Below are 15,620 nucleotides of genomic sequence, written 5' to 3' on the forward strand. Positions count from 1 at the left end.
CTGGTGTGTGGGACACATCCTGTACTGGTGATGAGGCGAACATGCTTCGGCGTGGATACGTCCGGGGGATACGCAACTGGGAATGCCTACCGTGGGTGAGAATCGATATTTCTGCAGGTCAATAGGTTTCATCGGCACGGGATCGGCCTGGTTCGGAGCTGTGGCAGTACCCACGGGCGCCACGACGGGTGCGCGGATTCCCACTTGGATCGTCACTGCGCGCCACGGTGGAAACTGCGCGGAAACAAATGCGGACTAACTTGACCGAAATCGGTGAATCGGATATCGGACGGACGGTGAGACATGGCCGTGACTGCGGCGTTACGTGCGGCGCTCGCGCGAGCACAGAGCGCGGATCAGGACAGCGAGCCGGTGTACTCGCCGTTGCGCGGTCTGGGGCGGCGGAGGCTGACGCCGATCGATCTTCTCGGCCAGTCACTGTCGACCATCGCGCCGGCTACGGGAATGGTGTTCATCGCATTGTGGATGATCACGTACAGCCCTGGGTACGCGGGTTTGGCCGCTATCGCCGCGACAACGTCGGCGGTCTTTCTGGTTGCTCTCTGCATCACGCATTTCACTCGCAGGCTGGCGGCGGCTGGTTCGCTCTACAGCTTTGTCTTCCAAGGTACCGGAACACGAAGTGCGCTTTTGGTCGGAGCCGCGTTGGTCGTCGGGTATCTCGGTATTTCGATATCGGTGTTCGCACAGGCGGTTCCGAGTTTGCTGGACACGATTTCGCTGATCGGCACAAATATCGGCGGACGATTGTCGACGATAGTCGTGACCGTACTGATCGCCCTCACTGTTGCCTGGATAGCAGTGCGTGGAGTTCGCTTTGCGACCCGCGCGATCCTGGTGATCGAAAGCTGTTCGCTGATCTTGATCATCGCGGTGATGCTGGCAACCCGTACCGATACGACAACCACTGTGTCACTGCCGAATCAGTCCTTGAGTGTGGTTCCGTTTCTGGCGATGCTGACCGTTCTGAGCATGGCCGGCTTCGAGAGCGCGGCATTCTTCGGCCCGGAGGCCAAGCGCCCGTTGATCACTGTCACACGCACAGTTCTGATTTCGCCGATCATCTGCGGGCTACTGTTCGTCTTTGCAGCGTGGGCTGCGATGACGGGGCACGGTGCGACCATCGTCGGGGCGTACTTCCAGGGGACGGCATCCGGTGCCAGTGCCGGGGTGGTTCTGGCCGTCAAGATCGGTATGACGTGCTCGTGGCTGGCGTGCACTCTCGGTTGCGCTCAAGCGGGTTCGAGGTTGTTGTACTCCATGGGCGTCGAACGGGTGCTGCCGTCATCGCTGGCCCGGATGCACCGTCGATTCCGGACCCCCTACATTGCGGTCCTCGCGTTTGTCTCTGTCAGCACGGTCGGCGTCCTGTTGTTTTCCGATGCGGTGAGAGACGATTCGGGCTCGTTCGACGGAGTGGTGGAAATTGCCCTCGTCTGTGCGTACACGTTGGTGGCCTTCGCGTCCTGGAAGTTCTTGAACCGTATCGGCGAGCACACAGCCGTGACGCGTGTATGCACGTTGTCGGTCAGCGTCGCCGGGGCCGGTTTGCTCGTGTACATCATTCTCGACGGTGCCGTCCACGGAATCTGGGCGCTGCCGTGTGCCGCTGGAGCGCTTGCCGTATCCGGACTGATCTGGAGTGCAATTCTCCGGCGGGTACGGCCTGAGAGTCTCACGGCGGTGGGGGCTTTCGACAGCCTTGAAACTGCGGACCTCCTTCCCGGGGCCGGCACACTCCTTATCGGCGACGACGGCCGACGACGCCTGGTTCCGGATCGTTCTGCCACAGACGGCGACCTACCGGAGTGGGGCGAGTGAGCGCCGACCGCGCCACCACCGGCACCAGAGTCGGTAAACGGACCAGCGAAGAATCACACTTCAGCGGGCAGCAACCCAAAGCGGTTCAGAAGGCGCTCGGGATGCTCGAGGCTGTTGCGCATCTGGGACCGGGAACAACCGCGAAGGAGATCGCCACTTTCGCGGGCGTTCCATCGGCCACGGCGTATCGCATGCTGAATCTGTTGGTGGCAGAAGGGTTTCTCGTGAGGGTGCCGGACCTGTCCGGCTTTGCGTTGGGGCGTCGGACAGCTGAGTTGTCGCATGCCGCAACAACGAGTGGCCCGGCGCCGTCGCTGCACGAACAAGTCGAAGACATGCGTACCCATACGAGATACGGATTGCATGTTGCGTCGTTCAACGCCGGGCGACTCCGATTCATCGACAAGGACCCAGATCACGAGATCATCGGGATTACCACTCTCTCGAAGAACATCCATGCAAATGCGCTGGGCAAACTGCTGCTTGCCTACGACGAGCGGCTCGTTGTCGATGTGGAACTACGTCGACTCACCGAATTCACGATTGCTGATCGCGCCATGCTGGCCGAGCAGTTACGTTCGGTTCGATTGCAGGGGTTTGCATTCGAGAACCAGGAATCCCGGCTCGGGCGGTCGGCGTTGGCGGTACCGATTCGCGATCATGCCGACTTGGTGTCCGGCGGATTGTGTATCCAGGGTTCCTGCGAGCGTGTCACTGTGGAAGACCGAGAGTTGGTGGGCTTTCTCTTCGATTGCGCACGGCGTCTCACCGGGCTGATCTGACGCGTCAGCGTAGACGGGCAGGTAGTCCAGCCGTCATCAGGACAACAGACTCTGACGCATCGGCGATGCGGGCGTTCAGTAGGCCTAGCAGATCGCGAAAGAGGCGACCGGACTTGGTTTCCGGAACTACCCCACTGCCGACTTCGTTGGTGACTGCAATGATCGGGACAGGGCAGGACTTCCAGGCCGCCAGCAACTGATCGATGTCTTCGCGAACCGCAACGGTGTTGCCGTCCATCCAGGCATCGCGGCGATTCATCCATGCTGTCAGCCAGGTGCCCAGGCAGTCGAGCAGAATGGGTTCGGTTGCACTGTTTAGTGTTTCGACTACATCGACGGTTTCGAGTGTCGTCCAGGTTGCCGGCCGCCGCGCGCGATGTGACGCTACCCGCTCCGTCCAGTCGGGATCGTCATCATGCGGATCTCCGGTGGCGATGTATGTGACGTGCCGGTATCCGGAAAGTAGTGCTTCGGCGTAGGTGGACTTGCCCGCCCGGGCGCCACCGGTAACCAGAGTTCGGCCGGGCGCGGGGGAGCCGATGTGCAGCACTGTGCCGTCGAGAACTGTTCGTGCGCCCGACTGTTCGAGTTCCGCTGACAGTTCGTGTTCGAGCGGATTGTGGTGGCCGAGGTGGACTGCCACGATGTCGGTTCGATCTGTGACTGCGCCGACCTCGCGCAGTGCGGCGACCGTCCGGGCGAAGCTGGGCAGATCGTGGTGCCCGGTGTCGTGATCGGTCTTGAACCCGAAGGTTTCTTCGAGGAAAAGGGCGTCGAACCAGGCGTTCGCGAGCCCGGTGATTGTTGACGGTGCGAGGGGGCCGGTATCGGTAGCCCAGAAAATACGGGTACCGGCTTGGTCGGTGATGTCGTAGAGCAGGGTCGGAACTTCGTGTGTCGCTTCGAGAGCGCGAACGTCGTACGTACCCAGCGTGATCGATTGTCCCGCGACAAGCGGTGTGAAGGTGACAGGGTCGTGGGGTCCCACCCAGTCGCGGCAGAGATCTAGGGCGTCAGGCGGTCCGAGTACCTGCAGTGGTTCGTTGCGACCGGCCCAGGACCGGAAGAGCAGAGCCATCGGACCGAGATGATCGGGATGCGAGTGTGTGAGCAGGATGTGTTCGACTCCCGCGAGGGTGCGGCCGGATCGCGAAGCAGCGCGAGGAACTTCGGGGCCGCAGTCGAGCAGGATTCGATTGTCCAGCAGGGCCGCTGTGTGACCTCGGACGGTGCCGGTTGCCAGTGCGGCGGTGCAGGATGTGCACTCGCAGAAGGGGTTGGGCCAACCGTCGGCGGCACCGGTACCCAGAAGCAGCAGTTCCATCAGCGGTCGTCCTTCTCGCGGATCGGTACGACGACGGGTCCGCTCGGTCGATCGAGAACCTCGACGCGGGCGCCGTATATCTCACCGAGAAGGTCAGAACGTAGAACGTCGGCCGGTGGTCCGTCTGCCACGACGCGGCCTCGATCGAGCAAGACGATGCGTGATCCGTACTGCCCCGCGAGAGTGAGATCGTGCATCGCGGCAATCACGGTGATGTTGTCCGACACGCGCATTGCCTCAACCAGATCGAGGACCTGCTGCTGGTGGCCGATGTCGAGGGCGCTGGTCGGCTCGTCGAGGAGCAGCACCTTCGGCTCCTGCGCGAGCGCGCGGGCCAGAACTACTCGCTGCAATTCGCCGCCGGACAGCTCGGTTGCCCGGCGATCCGCAAACTCCGTGAGGTCAAGGCGTTCGATGACGTTGTTGATCACCATGCGATCAGCGGCGGTTTCCGTGCCGAAGCGTCGTAGATACGGAGTTCGGCCGAGAGCAACAAGTTCGGTGACCGTTGCGCCTTCCGGTACCACTGGCCGTTGTGGCATCAGCGCGACAACTTGAGACATGGCTTTACGGCCGGCATCTCGAGGTTTGCGGCCGGAGACCGTGAGTTCGCCCGCAGACGGAATCAACCCGGCGAGCGCATGCATCAGCGTGGTTTTCCCGGCGCCGTTCGGCCCGACGACGGCAACCCATTCACCTACTGCAACGTCGAGACTGATGCCGTCGACGACGTTGTTGCCGCCCAGAACAACCCGAAGGTCGTGGCAGTGAACGGCAAACTCGGTCATGACGACACCCGACTGCGGCGCAGGACGAGCAGGAAGAACGGAGCGCCGATCATGGCTGTCACAACGCCGATGGGAAGTTCGGCGGGGGACATCAATGATCGTGCGGCAACGTCGGTGAGGACGAGGAACGCCGCGCCCAGCATGAGCGACAGGGGGAGAAGCAGTCGATGTGAAGGTCCTGCTACCAGTCGAACGGCATGGGGAACAACAATTCCCACAAACCCGATGAGGCCGCTGGCACTGACTACCGCTGCCGTTCCGAGAGTTGCCGCAAGAACCAGGACGAGCCGAGATCGGGCGGGATCCACACCGAGGCTGGCTGCCTCCACGTCGCCGACTGCCATGACGTCCAGTACGCGCCGGTGAATCAGGATGACTGCCGAGGCGACAATCACGTACGGCAGCACAACAAGAACTTCCGACCATCCGTCCGTCGACAGTCCGCCGAGCAACCACGAATAGACCTCGCGCAGTGAGTCGTCGAACCGTTGCTGCACAAAAGTCTGTGCGGCGTTGGTGAACGCGGCCACCGCAACGCCGGCAAGAATGATGACGACCGCGTTCTGGGCGCCGCCGATGCTGCGGCCCAGAGCATAGGTGATGAACACGGCTAGTACGCCACCGACAAAGGCGGCCATGGGGATTCCGAACATCCCCAAAGCCCCACCGGAGACGATGGCCAAGGTTGCACCGAGCCCCGCACCACTGGAAACACCCAGAAGATAGGGATCTGCCAACGGATTTCGGAACACACCCTGATATGCGGCTCCCGCGACGGCGAGCATCGCTCCGACCAAGGCGCCCAGGACAACTCGGGGAAGTCGGATCTGCCACAGAATTGCCTGCTGTTGAACGGTCAGCCCGGAATCGATGTCGACGCCCGGAATCCCGTCGAGCAGTTCGAGAATGACACGATCAGGGGTAAGGCCCGCCGGTCCCACCAGAATGCCGATCAGCAGTGCCGCGCACAGAATGAGTGCGGCACCGACAAGCGCGGTGGTTCGATGGTTCGCGAGACCGGCTTTGGGCATCAGAGAGCTCAGGCCGTCGGAACCTGCGCCACAATCGCGGCGACGGCCTTCACCTGATCGGTGACGCGGGGTCCCCATCGGCTGGACAGGTCTTCGTCGAGTACATGGATCTGGTTGCCGGTCACTGCCTTCATTCCGTTCCAACCGGGGCGCGCTGCAACAGCTTCCGCGGTGACGCCGCAGCACTGCGAGTCCGCCAGGAAGATCAGATCAGGGTTGGCCTGAACCACGAACTCCGCCGAAAGCTGTGGGTAATCGCCCTGAGCGGCTGCGTCGGCGATGCTCTTCATGCCGAACAAACCGTAGATCTGGCCGATGAAACTTGTGCTCGTCACCGTGTAGAGAGAGGAGTCGAGTTCGTGGAAGTAGGTGAGCGGCTGCTGACGAGCCGGAACGCTCGCGACGGCTGCGTCGATGTCGGTGCGCATGTCACCGACCACCTCGGTGCCCTGATCTTCGTGGCCGGTTGCGATCGCGATGCGCTCGATCTGTGCATAGACGTCGTCGATGCTCGTCGCAGCCGGCAGTAAGAGCGTCGGCACCTTTGCCTTCTGGAGTCCGGACACGAGGTCGTTCATGTCGTCGGACGCGATAACCAGATCGGGTGCGTAGCCGAGGATGGCTTCGACGTTGGGTGAGAAGCCGGACAGGTCGGTGACCGGGATGCCGGCCGGGTAGTCGGACTGGTTGTCGACGGCCTTGACCTGATCGCCCGCACCGACAGCCCAGAGCGTCTCGGTTGCGCTGGGGCTGAGCGAGACGATCGACGCCGGACGCGACTCGATGGTGATGTCGGTGCCGGAACCGGTGGGACCGGATTCCACCGTCACTGGGAATGCGCCGTCGGAGACCGCTGACGTGGTGGGGGCGTCGGAGGTGGTGGAACTGCTGCAGGCTCCGGCCAACAGCGCCGTACTCACCGCCAGCGCCGCAAAGATCGATCGGAACGTGCGTGTGGGCCGAATGTTCACAGCCACCCCTCCATCAGTGCGGAGAAAGTCGCCATGCGGCGCGGCCGGAGGGCTGGGCTGCACGAGCGTCCTTCGTCCGAGGACCATCGTGTCGCCACGAGGCTGGGTGACCTGACTCGTTCATCCGTGGGTACACGGACGACTTCACAGTTGCGTCGACAGTGCCGGGCTTTCACCGGACTTCACAAGCAGCGTGGCACCCCGGAAACCCGGGGCATGTGCACTTTACAGGGGCGGCCTCTCTTGACTCGAGCGGCAAAGGCACGGTAAACATCTATTCCACTAATGAACTAGTGAAAGGGTTCGGATGATCGACTTCCGTATCGACCGCCGATCCGGCATTCCCACCTACGTGCAATTGGTCGTGCAGGTGAAGCAGGCACTACGGCTCGGTGACCTACAGGTCGGCGACCGTCTGCCTACCGCCAAGGATGTTGTGGGTGCTCTTGCCATCAACCCCAACACTGTTCTGAAGGCATACAAGGAACTCGAGCGCGACGGACTTGTTGCGCCGCGGCCGGGGTTGGGGACGTTCGTGACCAAGTCGCTCGCGAAGCCGGGAATGGCGGAGAACTCCGCTCTGCGGGCGGAGCTTTCTCGGTGGGTGCGTGACGCCGTGGCCGCGGGCCTCGAACGCACCGACGTCGAGGCACTTGTCGACATGGAACTCGCGCGTGAGTTCACCAAATCTGATTCGTCCGAGAGTGAGGGGGAGGCATCGTGACCGAGCAAGAATCAGCGCTCACCATGGCTGACGTGGACAAGAGCTTCGGGCGCAAAAAGGTGCTCGACGCATGCACCTTCGAAGTCGCGGCGGGCAGCATCACCGCTCTGGTCGGCGTCAACGGCGCCGGCAAGTCGACACTCATGTCCTTGGCTGTGGGATTGACGACGCCGGATCACGGCGCAATTTCCGTGCTCGGCGCCGCTCCGAGCCGCGACGGCATCAGCCCTGGCCTTGCCTATCTGGCACAGCACAAGCCGCTGTATCCGAAATTCACTGTTGCGGAACTTCTCCGGTTCGGTGCCTATACCAACGACAACTGGGATGCGAAGTACGCGCTCGGCTTGGTGGAACGTGCCGATATTCCGCTCGATGCGAAGGCGAAGACGCTTTCACATGGCCAACGAACCAGGGTGGCATTGGCTTTGGCGCTCGGACGCCGGCCGAAGCTCCTTCTCCTCGACGAACCGTTGGCAGACCTCGATCCCCTTGCCCGACGGTCTGTCGCCACCTCGCTGCTCGAGGATGTCGCCGAATACGGCACTACAGTGTTGCTGTCTTCGCACATCATTTCCGAACTGGCCGACGTCTCGGATCGGTTACTTCTTCTCGGCGACGGCACTGCTCGACTCTCCGGGCCGTTGGATGAATTGGTGTCTGCCCATTACGTTTTGGTGGGTGACGGTGATCCGTCGGATGTGATCGGTGCGGGCGCTGTTGTCCACACCGATGTCGGGTTGCGCCGAAATTCCCACCTCGTAGCCGGCCGTCGACCGAACGAATTAGCAGGTTGGACTGTCGACGATGCAACTCTGGACGATCTGGTGCTCGGGCATCTGAGCGTGGAAGCGAAGGTGTCGGCATGATCTGGGTTACCTGGCGTCATCATCGAACGTCGCTCATTGTCTCGCTGGGAATCATTGCGGTGCTGGCGCTTACGGGCTTGGTCGGTGGCGCAGTTATCAAGAGCGACGGAAGTGGCCGCCCCTTCGGATCGTTTTTCGGTTGTTTCGGCAACACAACGGCGATCTGTGCGGCGGAAACTGCTCTGACCGCGACCACTCTCATTGCAACGATGCTGCCGGTGTTCCTGGGTGCATTGGTTGGTGTAACAGTGTTTTCTCGGGATATCGAGCAGGGAACACATGTGTTGGGGCTTACCCAGTCGGTCAGTCGGGCTCGCTGGTTCTGGACCAGAGTGCTGGTTGTCTTTGTTCCGTTGACCGTCGCTGCGGCGTTGCTCGGTTTCGTGTTGGAATGGACTCGGGTACTCCCCGCCAGCAGCACCTTCGCGTTTGTTGCCGGCCGAGCGACATTCGTCGACCCACCGAACCTGTCGTATCCTTTCTTCCAGTCCAGTGGATTGGCCTTGGGTGCTTACACATTCATGGCACTGATTCTTGGCGCGGCTCTCGCGCTGCTGGTGCGGAGTTCGATCGGTGCAATGGCGTTGACGATGGCCGGTGTCGTGGCAGTACTGGCTCTGTTCCAGTTTGTTGCCAGGCCGCACTACGCCGAACTGAGCGTCGAAGCATCGCCTCTGGACGGATCCAGTAGATATTCTTCGTATTTGGGCGGCTACGACCAATTTGGCGGCGACTGGGAAATCGAGCAGGGGTATGTCGACATCCAGGGAAATTTTGTCGACGTTGACTATGACGAATGCACCTGGACTGGCTCTGGCGACGACAGTCCGTACGAACAGCGCCCCGAGGAGACAGGTACGCAGTACTCACTCCGTATGGATGTACTGCAGGCACAGCAGGACCGAGATATGGAGATCTGCTTGCGTGAGCATGGAGCAGACCACCGCGAGAACCGCTATCACTCCGCCGATCAGTTCCGACGCTTCCAATTTACGGAAGCCGCTCTGACACTGGTTCTTTCGGGACTGTTCTTGATTCCCGCGCTCTGGAGCCTACGACGCCTCAAGCCGTAATGCTCAGCCGGTGACCGGTGCGACGCTCAGTTGATTGATGTTCGCGCCGGTCATCGAGCACCCCTTGGTGGGGTAGGAGAGGAACACCGCGTCATAGGAGTTCGGTGGGTACACGCGTAGTCCGGCGACGTCGGTGACACCGCACTGGTCGGCCGGATAGTTCTCGACATTGGTGGCGCGGACCAAGGCGGTTCCGGTGGAACCCGGTGCGAGGGAGACCGCGGATCCGGATCCCGTGCGCGTAGCCGCTGCGCCCACTTCATTGCCGTCCGCGCCGGTTACGTAGGAAACGCCGGGGAAGCCGTCGAGGGTGCAGGTTCGCGTGCTGGTGTTGGTGAAGACCACCGGTAGTTCGGTGGAACCTGCGGCGCCGCTTGCCTGTCCGAGAGTGACACTCAGTTCTGCGACCGTGCAGTTTTCGGGACTGACCTGCGTGCTCGATGCTGCCGAGTGGGTCGCGTGTGTAGTGGTTGCCGGAGCCGGGCCGGGCGCTGCGGAGGTTGGTATCGCCGAGGTAGTGGTGGAAACAGCAGTGCTGGTGGCCGTGTCGGAACTGTCGGATCCGCAACCGCTGACGAGGGCAATTGCCGTCAGCGGTGCCGCGAGTATGACGATCCGACGTATTACTGTGGGATTCATGGTTCGCTCCTCCGGCCAGCCGACATGTGTGTCCGGTATATCCGAATCATGGCTGGGATGTGCGGGAATGCGTCAACTGAGTGCGCCATTTCACGCGCCGAACATGAGGAGATTCGATGCCGACAGTTCCGGACGCGAGGCCTGATCCCGACCCACGTGACATCAAGCGTTGGCGACGCTACCTTGCCGACGAGAAGGCCGAAGCCGCTGTGTATCGCGACCTCGCAGGGCGGCGAACGGGGGAGGAGCGTGAGATTCTCCTGGCACTCGCCGAAGCGGAGGGTCGGCACGAAGCGCACTGGCGTGCCCTCCTCGGCGAACATGTCGGAAAGCCGATGCCAGGCGACATACGCACTCGTATCCTCGGTTTCCTCGCCCGACGATTCGGCTCGGTCTTTGTTCTTGCCCTCGCTCAACGTGCGGAGACCAGATCGCCCTACCCGAACGACGCGGATGCAACCGCCGCGATGGGGGCAGACGAGAAGATCCACGAAGAAGTGGTGCGCGCGCTGGCAACTCGAGGGCGCAATCGGCTTTCGGGGACCTTCCGCGCGGCAGTGTTCGGTGCAAACGACGGTCTGGTGAGTAACTTGGCCCTGGTTCTCGGTATCAGTGGCAGCGGCGTCTCGAATCAGATCGTGTTGCTCACCGGCATGGCTGGATTGCTTGCCGGCGCGCTGTCGATGGGTGCCGGTGAATACGTTTCCGTCCGCTCGCAGCGTGAATTGTTGGAAGCGTCGACTCCGGGTACCGACGCACGCGATGCAGTCGGATTGCTCGACGTCGACGCAAATGAATTGGCCCTGGTGTACCGAGCCCGCGGCATGACGGCAGAGGAGGCCGAAGTGAGAGCGGCGGAGGTCTTGAAGCACAACAACTTCGGTACGACGGATGTCGAAGACACCCACGAGTCTGTCGGCACCGGATTGGGAGCTGCAGCGGCCAGCTTCTGCTTCTTTGCCTCCGGCGCAATCATTCCCGTGTTGCCGTACCTGTTCGGGATGGAAGGTGTAGCGGCGTTGATTGTGGCTTCGGTGCTGGTGGGTATTGCCCTTCTGTGCACCGGCATTGTTGTCGGGCTGCTTTCGGGCGGTCCGCCTTTCAAGCGGGCGCTGCGCCAGCTTGCCATCGGTTACGTCGCCGCGGCGGCAACATATCTACTCGGAATGTTGTTCGGGACATCGTTGTAGAGCACCGGCCTCGGGATCGCACGATCTCGAGGCCGGCGTAACCAGTTCGCTACAGATCCCTCGCCAGTGCTCGGCCCGCCGCGCGGCCCGAGAAGATACAACCACCGAGGAATGTCCCTTCGAGTGCGCTGTACCCGTGGACACCGCCACCGCCGAATCCGGCGACTTCACCGGCTGCATAGAGGCCGTCGAAGACGCTGCCGTCGGCCTTGATCACTTGCGAGTCGAGATTGGTTTCCAAGCCGCCGAGCGTCTTTCGGGTGAGTAGGTGCAGACGGACAGCGATCAGTGGCCCGTTCTTCGGGTCGAGAATCTTGTGCGGCGCAACAACCCGCACGATTTTGTCTGCCAGCAGATTACGGGCGCCGTGGATGGCGGTGACCTGGAAGTCCTTGCTGTACTTGTTGTCCACCTCGCGGTCGCGGGCGATCATTTCGCGCTCGATGTCTTCGAAATCGAGTAGCGGCGTGTCGGTCAGGGCATTCATTCCGTCGACCAAGTCGCGAAGGTTGTTGCGCACCACGAAGTCCGCACCCTTCTGCTTGAAGGCTTCGACGGGGCCGGGTGCACCCTTCTTGATGCGTTCGAGGAGGAGCTTGAAATCTCGATTGGTGAAGTCCGGATTCTGTTCCGAGCCGGAGAGCGCAAATTCCTTCTCGATGATTTTCTGATCGAGGATGAACCACGTGTACTCGTGGCCGCTGTCGAGGATGTACTTGAAGGTGCCCATCGTGTCGAACCCGGGGAAGTTGGGTACCGGCAGACGCTTGCCGGTAGCGTCGAACCACATCGACGACGGTCCGGGGATGATGCGGATTCCGTGGTTGGGCCAGATGGGATTCCAGTTCTGGATGCCTTCTGTGTAGTGCCACATGCGGTCTCGGTTGACGATGTTTCCGCCCGCGGATTCGGTGATTTCGAGCATGCGTCCGTCGACGTGGGCGGGTACGCCGGTCAACATGTGCTTCGGCGCCTTGCCGAGTCGTTCCGGCCAGTTCTTCTTCACGAGCTCGTAGTTGCCGCCGATTCCGCCGGAGGTCACCACGACAGCTTGTGCGGCGAACTCGAAATCGCCGACCGGGGTCCGGGAACTCTCAACTCCGCGAGGGTTGTTGGAAGGCTCGAGAACGGTGCCGCGGACGCCGGTGACAGCGCCGTCGGTGACCACCAGTTGATCAACCTGGTGGCGGTGCTTGAACGTGACCAGACCACGTTTCTGAGCGGCAATTACGCGACTGAGGAACACGTCGACGACGCCGGGGCCTGTTCCCCAAGTGAGATGGAAGCGGGGGACTGAATTACCGTGTCCGAGAGCCATTCCGCGTCCACGCTCGGCCCAGCCGACGTTGGGCATCAATCGAAGCCCCAGATCGTGCAGGTACTGACGCTTGTCGCCGGCCGCGAATTCGACGTACGCCTTTGCCCATTGGCGAGGCCAGTGGTCTTCGCGATCCCGGTCGAAGGCCGCGGTACCCATCCAGTCCTGCATGGCGAGGTCGAGTGAGTCCTTGATGCCGAGTCGGCGTTGTTCCGGACTGTTGACGAGGAAGAGTCCACCGAGTGACCAGAACGCCTGAGCGCCAAGGTTGGCTGCGTTTTCCTGTTCTACGACAAGGACTTTGCGTCCCGCCCGGGTCAGTTCGTACGTGGCGACAAGGCCGGCAAGCCCGGCCCCGACAACGATGACGTCGGCATGTTCGCTCATGGGGACTCCTCTGATGATGGGTGGGGCGGGATTGGTTCGGTGTAGGACAGCAGGATTCGAGTGAAGATGTCGCGGCGAAGGGCAAAGGCAGCATCGGTGTCGGGATCGACCAGGCACTGCACGCTGGTGCCGTCGTGAACGGCGACGAGGGCGCGCCCCAACGTGGTCGGGTCTCCCACGATGCGCCGTCCGACGTCACCGAGTGCGGATTCCACCAGGGGGAGCAAAGTCTGGAGTATCGCGTCTTCGCGGTCGGCCACTGCGGTTCGCAGTGCATCGTTTCGCAGTGCGTGCGCCGTGAACTCGGCATTGATTCGGTACCACTGCGCGTCGACCGGGACTACGGAAACAATGCTTGCGACGACGGCAGCCATGTCGAGGGAGTCGGTGGTGATCGCGGCGGTGGCCGACTTCAGATCGGCGAGCATCGCCGCGGACCGTTGTTCCCACATGGCAAAGAACAGTTGATCGAGAGAGTCGAAATTGGAGTAGAAGGCTCCACGCGAGTATCCCCCTCGCTCGCAGATCTGCTCGACGGTTGCGTGTCCGAATCCATAGTCGCCAAAAACCTCAGCGGCCGCGTCGAGTAGTCGCTGACGCGTCTGACCTCGACGTTTAGTGACACGTTTTGTGGGGGAGGTGTCAATATCCGTCATCGGTACCTCCTTTGTACTGGTTCCCCAAACGATACACGGATGTATCCGATGCGGTGGCGTATCTAAAAACCCATCTTCGTCCGGTATTTCTATCCATATCTAGTAAATTTTGAAGATTTATGAATATCTGTATATGCGCGGTGGCTGCCTTTAAGAATCCGCGTGATTTCAACCCTGTTGTCGGGCGCGCTCGAACGGTCTAATGGGGTCTTTGTCCCTTGTTTATCGTTGTCGATCGAAGGAACTGCCATGTCCTTGCGTTTCCACTGGTACCTGCCCACCTATGGCGATTCCCGCAATCTGATGGCCGGTGGCCACGGTAGCGGCATGTCCGGAGATCGACCGGCAACGTTGAAGTATCTCAACCAGATCGGCGCCGCAGCAGAGGCCAACGGCTTCGAGGCTGTCCTCACTCCTACGGGAGCCTGGTGCGAGGACGCCTGGCTGACGACGGCGATGATGATCGACACCACCGAAACTTTGAAATTCCTTGTCGCCCTCCGGCCCGGCCTGACGAGTCCGACACTGGCAGCTCAGATGGCGGCAACATTCCAGTGGCAATCAGGCGGACGATTGCTCCTGAACGTCGTGACCGGCGGCGAGGACTACGAGCAGCGGACATTCGGTGACTTCCTGGACAAGAATCAGCGCTACGCGCGTTGCGGCGAGTACCTCGACATCGTGCGTCAACTGTGGGCAGGCAACGGTCCGGTCGATTTTTCCGGCGAATACGTCAGCGTGGAAAATGCTGAGCTGCATCGTCTTCCGGACCCGGTTCCGCCTGTCTTCTTCGGCGGATCGTCACCCGCTGCGGGGACCGTCGCTTCGCGCTTTGCCGATACGTACCTCACCTGGGGTGAAACGCCATCTGCTGTTGCCGCGAAAATCGCGTGGATCAGGGACTTGGCGGAGATCCAGGGGCGACGGCTCGATTACGGAATTCGCTTGCACGTCATCAGTCGTGACACGAGCGAAGAAGCCTGGGCCGAGGCTGATCGTCTGCTCGGTGCTCTGGACCCCGCGACGGTGGAGCGTGCGCAGGCGAACCTCGCCCGGTCGAATTCGGAGGGCCAACGCCTGATGAACGAACTGCACGGAGGCGGAGCCGCATACCGGGAAGGCATCGGCGCGCGTTCACTGGAAATTGCGCCCAACCTGTGGACGGGAGTCGGATTGGTGCGCGGTGGTGCGGGTACCGCCCTGGTCGGTTCGCACGAGGAAGTTGCGGACAGGATCGCGGAATACGCGGCAATCGGGTTGGACCACTTCATCTTGTCGGGCTATCCGCATCTGGAGGAGACCTACCAGTTCGGTGAGGGAGTTCGCCCCATCCTCGAGCGTCGTGGTCTGGTTCGCGGCGCAGTAGCGACTCGGGTGTAAACGTATGCGGGACATTGGTCCTTGATCTGCCTTCAATGCATGCGACTCCGGCGGTTCGAACGACCCGGCAGGACGGGTGATTCTACCCTTTGCTGATTGCCGCGGAACGTGATCGAGAGGGATGTCAATGCAGATACAGGGCCGAAGTGCAGTTCGTCGGGTAGTCGGGACCGTCGCTGTAGCCGCGGCAGCGCTCGGTGTCGGGGTGTTGATCAACCCGGGCGTCGCGTCGGCAGCGACGACGGCGCCCGAGGTGTCGTACTCGGTTGACGGCAACGACCTGACGCTGACGGTGCACAACACCAACACGTCGCTCACCTCGTGGTGCCAGGTATTTGTCCTGAACGCGGTGGACGCGGCGGCTGTTGCCCAGGAGCCCGGCAAACTGCTCGATCCGAATGTTGTTGTTTATCCGGATGTTTCGAAACCCTCCACGCTTTTCGGTGTCGGCGTGGGCCCGGCCGTAACCACGACCGCACCTGATCTACCCGATGGTACGTACGCCGTAATCGGTGGATGCGTCGACTTCTCCGACGGAAGTGGACTGACCCCGACAATCGGAACTCCCACCGTGGTTGTCATCGGCGGTCCCCTCAGTGGCATCAACACCGGTAGTCTCACAGGACTGTTCGGCAGCTGAGCGGAGAAG

The 15,620-nt window shown here is 61.6% G+C and carries 15 protein-coding genes; 8 read left to right on the top strand and 7 right to left on the bottom strand.

The features are described from left to right. The first annotated feature begins 303 nt into the window (after positions 1 to 303). Both V2B23_RS06055 and V2B23_RS06060 read left to right on the top strand, forming a co-directional pair. The gene (locus V2B23_RS06055; RefSeq protein WP_430949516.1) at positions 304 to 1,842 is read left to right on the top strand and encodes an APC family permease; all 1,539 of its coding nucleotides are present in this window, start codon (positions 304 to 306) and stop codon (positions 1,840 to 1,842) included. Further along, positions 1,839 to 2,624 (top strand): IclR family transcriptional regulator, encoded by a 786-nt coding sequence (locus V2B23_RS06060; protein ID WP_430949517.1) that lies wholly within the window; start codon positions 1,839 to 1,841, stop codon positions 2,622 to 2,624. Before V2B23_RS06055 ends, V2B23_RS06060 begins: the two co-directional genes overlap by 4 nt. A 4-nt stretch (positions 2,625 to 2,628) precedes the next feature. On the opposite strand, the gene cobU is transcribed toward V2B23_RS06060, so the two are convergent. The 4 genes from cobU to V2B23_RS06080 are packed head-to-tail and all read right to left on the bottom strand — an operon-like array spanning position 2,629 to position 6,738. Then, the gene (gene cobU, locus V2B23_RS06065) at positions 2,629 to 3,948 is read right to left on the bottom strand and encodes a bifunctional adenosylcobinamide kinase/adenosylcobinamide-phosphate guanylyltransferase (protein WP_430949518.1); all 1,320 of its coding nucleotides are present in this window, start codon (positions 3,946 to 3,948) and stop codon (positions 2,629 to 2,631) included. Further along, positions 3,948 to 4,736, bottom strand: coding sequence for an ABC transporter ATP-binding protein (locus V2B23_RS06070; RefSeq protein WP_430949519.1), 789 nt, complete (start codon positions 4,734 to 4,736; stop codon positions 3,948 to 3,950). Before V2B23_RS06070 ends, cobU begins: the two co-directional genes overlap by 1 nt. Beyond that, positions 4,733 to 5,767 carry a FecCD family ABC transporter permease gene (locus tag V2B23_RS06075; RefSeq protein ID WP_138870704.1) on the bottom strand — a complete coding sequence of 345 codons (1,035 nt, stop codon included), beginning with the start codon at positions 5,765 to 5,767 and terminating at the stop codon, positions 4,733 to 4,735. The genes V2B23_RS06070 and V2B23_RS06075 overlap by 4 nt, the downstream gene beginning before the upstream one ends. Before the next feature lie 8 nt (positions 5,768 to 5,775). After that, positions 5,776 to 6,738 (bottom strand): ABC transporter substrate-binding protein, encoded by a 963-nt coding sequence (locus tag V2B23_RS06080; protein WP_430949520.1) that lies wholly within the window; start codon positions 6,736 to 6,738, stop codon positions 5,776 to 5,778. A gap of 307 nt (positions 6,739 to 7,045) precedes the next feature. Here V2B23_RS06080 and V2B23_RS06085 point away from each other — a divergent pair, with 307 nt between their 5' ends. From V2B23_RS06085 to V2B23_RS06095, 3 genes are read left to right on the top strand one after another with little or no spacing between them, the layout of a single operon-like run. Then, on the top strand, positions 7,046 to 7,462 hold the full coding sequence (locus V2B23_RS06085; RefSeq protein WP_430949521.1) for a GntR family transcriptional regulator: 417 nt from the start codon (positions 7,046 to 7,048) through the stop codon (positions 7,460 to 7,462). Continuing rightward, positions 7,459 to 8,328 carry an ABC transporter ATP-binding protein gene (locus tag V2B23_RS06090; RefSeq protein WP_430949522.1) on the top strand — a complete coding sequence of 290 codons (870 nt, stop codon included), beginning with the start codon at positions 7,459 to 7,461 and terminating at the stop codon, positions 8,326 to 8,328. Before V2B23_RS06085 ends, V2B23_RS06090 begins: the two co-directional genes overlap by 4 nt. Further along, on the top strand, positions 8,325 to 9,401 hold the full coding sequence (locus V2B23_RS06095) for an ABC transporter permease (RefSeq protein ID WP_430949523.1): 1,077 nt from the start codon (positions 8,325 to 8,327) through the stop codon (positions 9,399 to 9,401). Before V2B23_RS06090 ends, V2B23_RS06095 begins: the two co-directional genes overlap by 4 nt. Positions 9,402 to 9,404: 3 nt before the next feature. On the opposite strand, the gene V2B23_RS06100 is transcribed toward V2B23_RS06095, so the two are convergent. Beyond that, complete coding sequence (locus V2B23_RS06100; RefSeq protein WP_430949524.1) at positions 9,405 to 10,040, bottom strand: DUF4232 domain-containing protein; 636 nt, start codon at positions 10,038 to 10,040, stop codon at positions 9,405 to 9,407. Positions 10,041 to 10,156: 116 nt separating this feature from the next. On the opposite strand from V2B23_RS06100, the gene V2B23_RS06105 reads away from it, so the two are divergent. After that, positions 10,157 to 11,230 carry a VIT1/CCC1 transporter family protein gene (locus tag V2B23_RS06105; protein WP_430949525.1) on the top strand — a complete coding sequence of 358 codons (1,074 nt, stop codon included), beginning with the start codon at positions 10,157 to 10,159 and terminating at the stop codon, positions 11,228 to 11,230. 49 nt (positions 11,231 to 11,279) lie between these two features. Here the strand turns inward: V2B23_RS06105 and V2B23_RS06110 are convergent, their stop codons facing one another. Together V2B23_RS06110 and V2B23_RS06115 are read right to left on the bottom strand one after the other, a co-directional pair. After that, positions 11,280 to 12,935: an FAD-binding dehydrogenase gene (locus tag V2B23_RS06110; RefSeq protein WP_430949526.1), complete on the bottom strand. Its 1,656-nt coding sequence runs from the start codon at positions 12,933 to 12,935 to the stop codon at positions 11,280 to 11,282. Continuing rightward, the gene (locus V2B23_RS06115) at positions 12,932 to 13,591 is read right to left on the bottom strand and encodes a TetR/AcrR family transcriptional regulator (protein WP_430949527.1); all 660 of its coding nucleotides are present in this window, start codon (positions 13,589 to 13,591) and stop codon (positions 12,932 to 12,934) included. Before V2B23_RS06115 ends, V2B23_RS06110 begins: the two co-directional genes overlap by 4 nt. Positions 13,592 to 13,840: 249 nt before the next feature. Between V2B23_RS06115 and V2B23_RS06120 the strand changes: the two genes are divergently transcribed. Then, positions 13,841 to 14,971 (top strand): LLM class flavin-dependent oxidoreductase, encoded by a 1,131-nt coding sequence (locus V2B23_RS06120; protein ID WP_430949528.1) that lies wholly within the window; start codon positions 13,841 to 13,843, stop codon positions 14,969 to 14,971. A gap of 121 nt (positions 14,972 to 15,092) precedes the next feature. Then, a complete protein-coding gene (locus tag V2B23_RS06125) occupies positions 15,093 to 15,611 on the top strand; it encodes a hypothetical protein (RefSeq protein ID WP_430949529.1) in 519 nt (172 codons plus the stop codon). Positions 15,612 to 15,620 lie beyond the last annotated feature (9 nt).

Source organism: Rhodococcus sp. 24CO, assembly GCF_050586165.1.
Lineage (GTDB): Bacteria > Actinomycetota > Actinomycetes > Mycobacteriales > Mycobacteriaceae > Rhodococcus_F.

Coding starts and splice junctions, on each gene's coding strand:
- V2B23_RS06055 (WP_430949516.1), top strand. CDS start 304: ATGGCCGTGACTGCGGCGTTACGTGCGGCGCTCGCGCGAGCACAGAGC.
- cobU (WP_430949518.1), bottom strand. CDS start 3,948: ATGGAACTGCTGCTTCTGGGTACCGGTGCCGCCGACGGTTGGCCCAAC.
- V2B23_RS06070 (WP_430949519.1), bottom strand. CDS start 4,736: ATGACCGAGTTTGCCGTTCACTGCCACGACCTTCGGGTTGTTCTGGGC.
- V2B23_RS06075 (WP_138870704.1), bottom strand. CDS start 5,767: ATGCCCAAAGCCGGTCTCGCGAACCATCGAACCACCGCGCTTGTCGGT.
- V2B23_RS06085 (WP_430949521.1), top strand. CDS start 7,046: ATGATCGACTTCCGTATCGACCGCCGATCCGGCATTCCCACCTACGTG.
- V2B23_RS06095 (WP_430949523.1), top strand. CDS start 8,325: ATGATCTGGGTTACCTGGCGTCATCATCGAACGTCGCTCATTGTCTCG.
- V2B23_RS06100 (WP_430949524.1), bottom strand. CDS start 10,040: ATGAATCCCACAGTAATACGTCGGATCGTCATACTCGCGGCACCGCTG.
- V2B23_RS06105 (WP_430949525.1), top strand. CDS start 10,157: ATGCCGACAGTTCCGGACGCGAGGCCTGATCCCGACCCACGTGACATC.
- V2B23_RS06110 (WP_430949526.1), bottom strand. CDS start 12,935: ATGAGCGAACATGCCGACGTCATCGTTGTCGGGGCCGGGCTTGCCGGC.
- V2B23_RS06115 (WP_430949527.1), bottom strand. CDS start 13,591: ATGACGGATATTGACACCTCCCCCACAAAACGTGTCACTAAACGTCGA.
- V2B23_RS06120 (WP_430949528.1), top strand. CDS start 13,841: ATGTCCTTGCGTTTCCACTGGTACCTGCCCACCTATGGCGATTCCCGC.
- V2B23_RS06125 (WP_430949529.1), top strand. CDS start 15,093: ATGTCAATGCAGATACAGGGCCGAAGTGCAGTTCGTCGGGTAGTCGGG.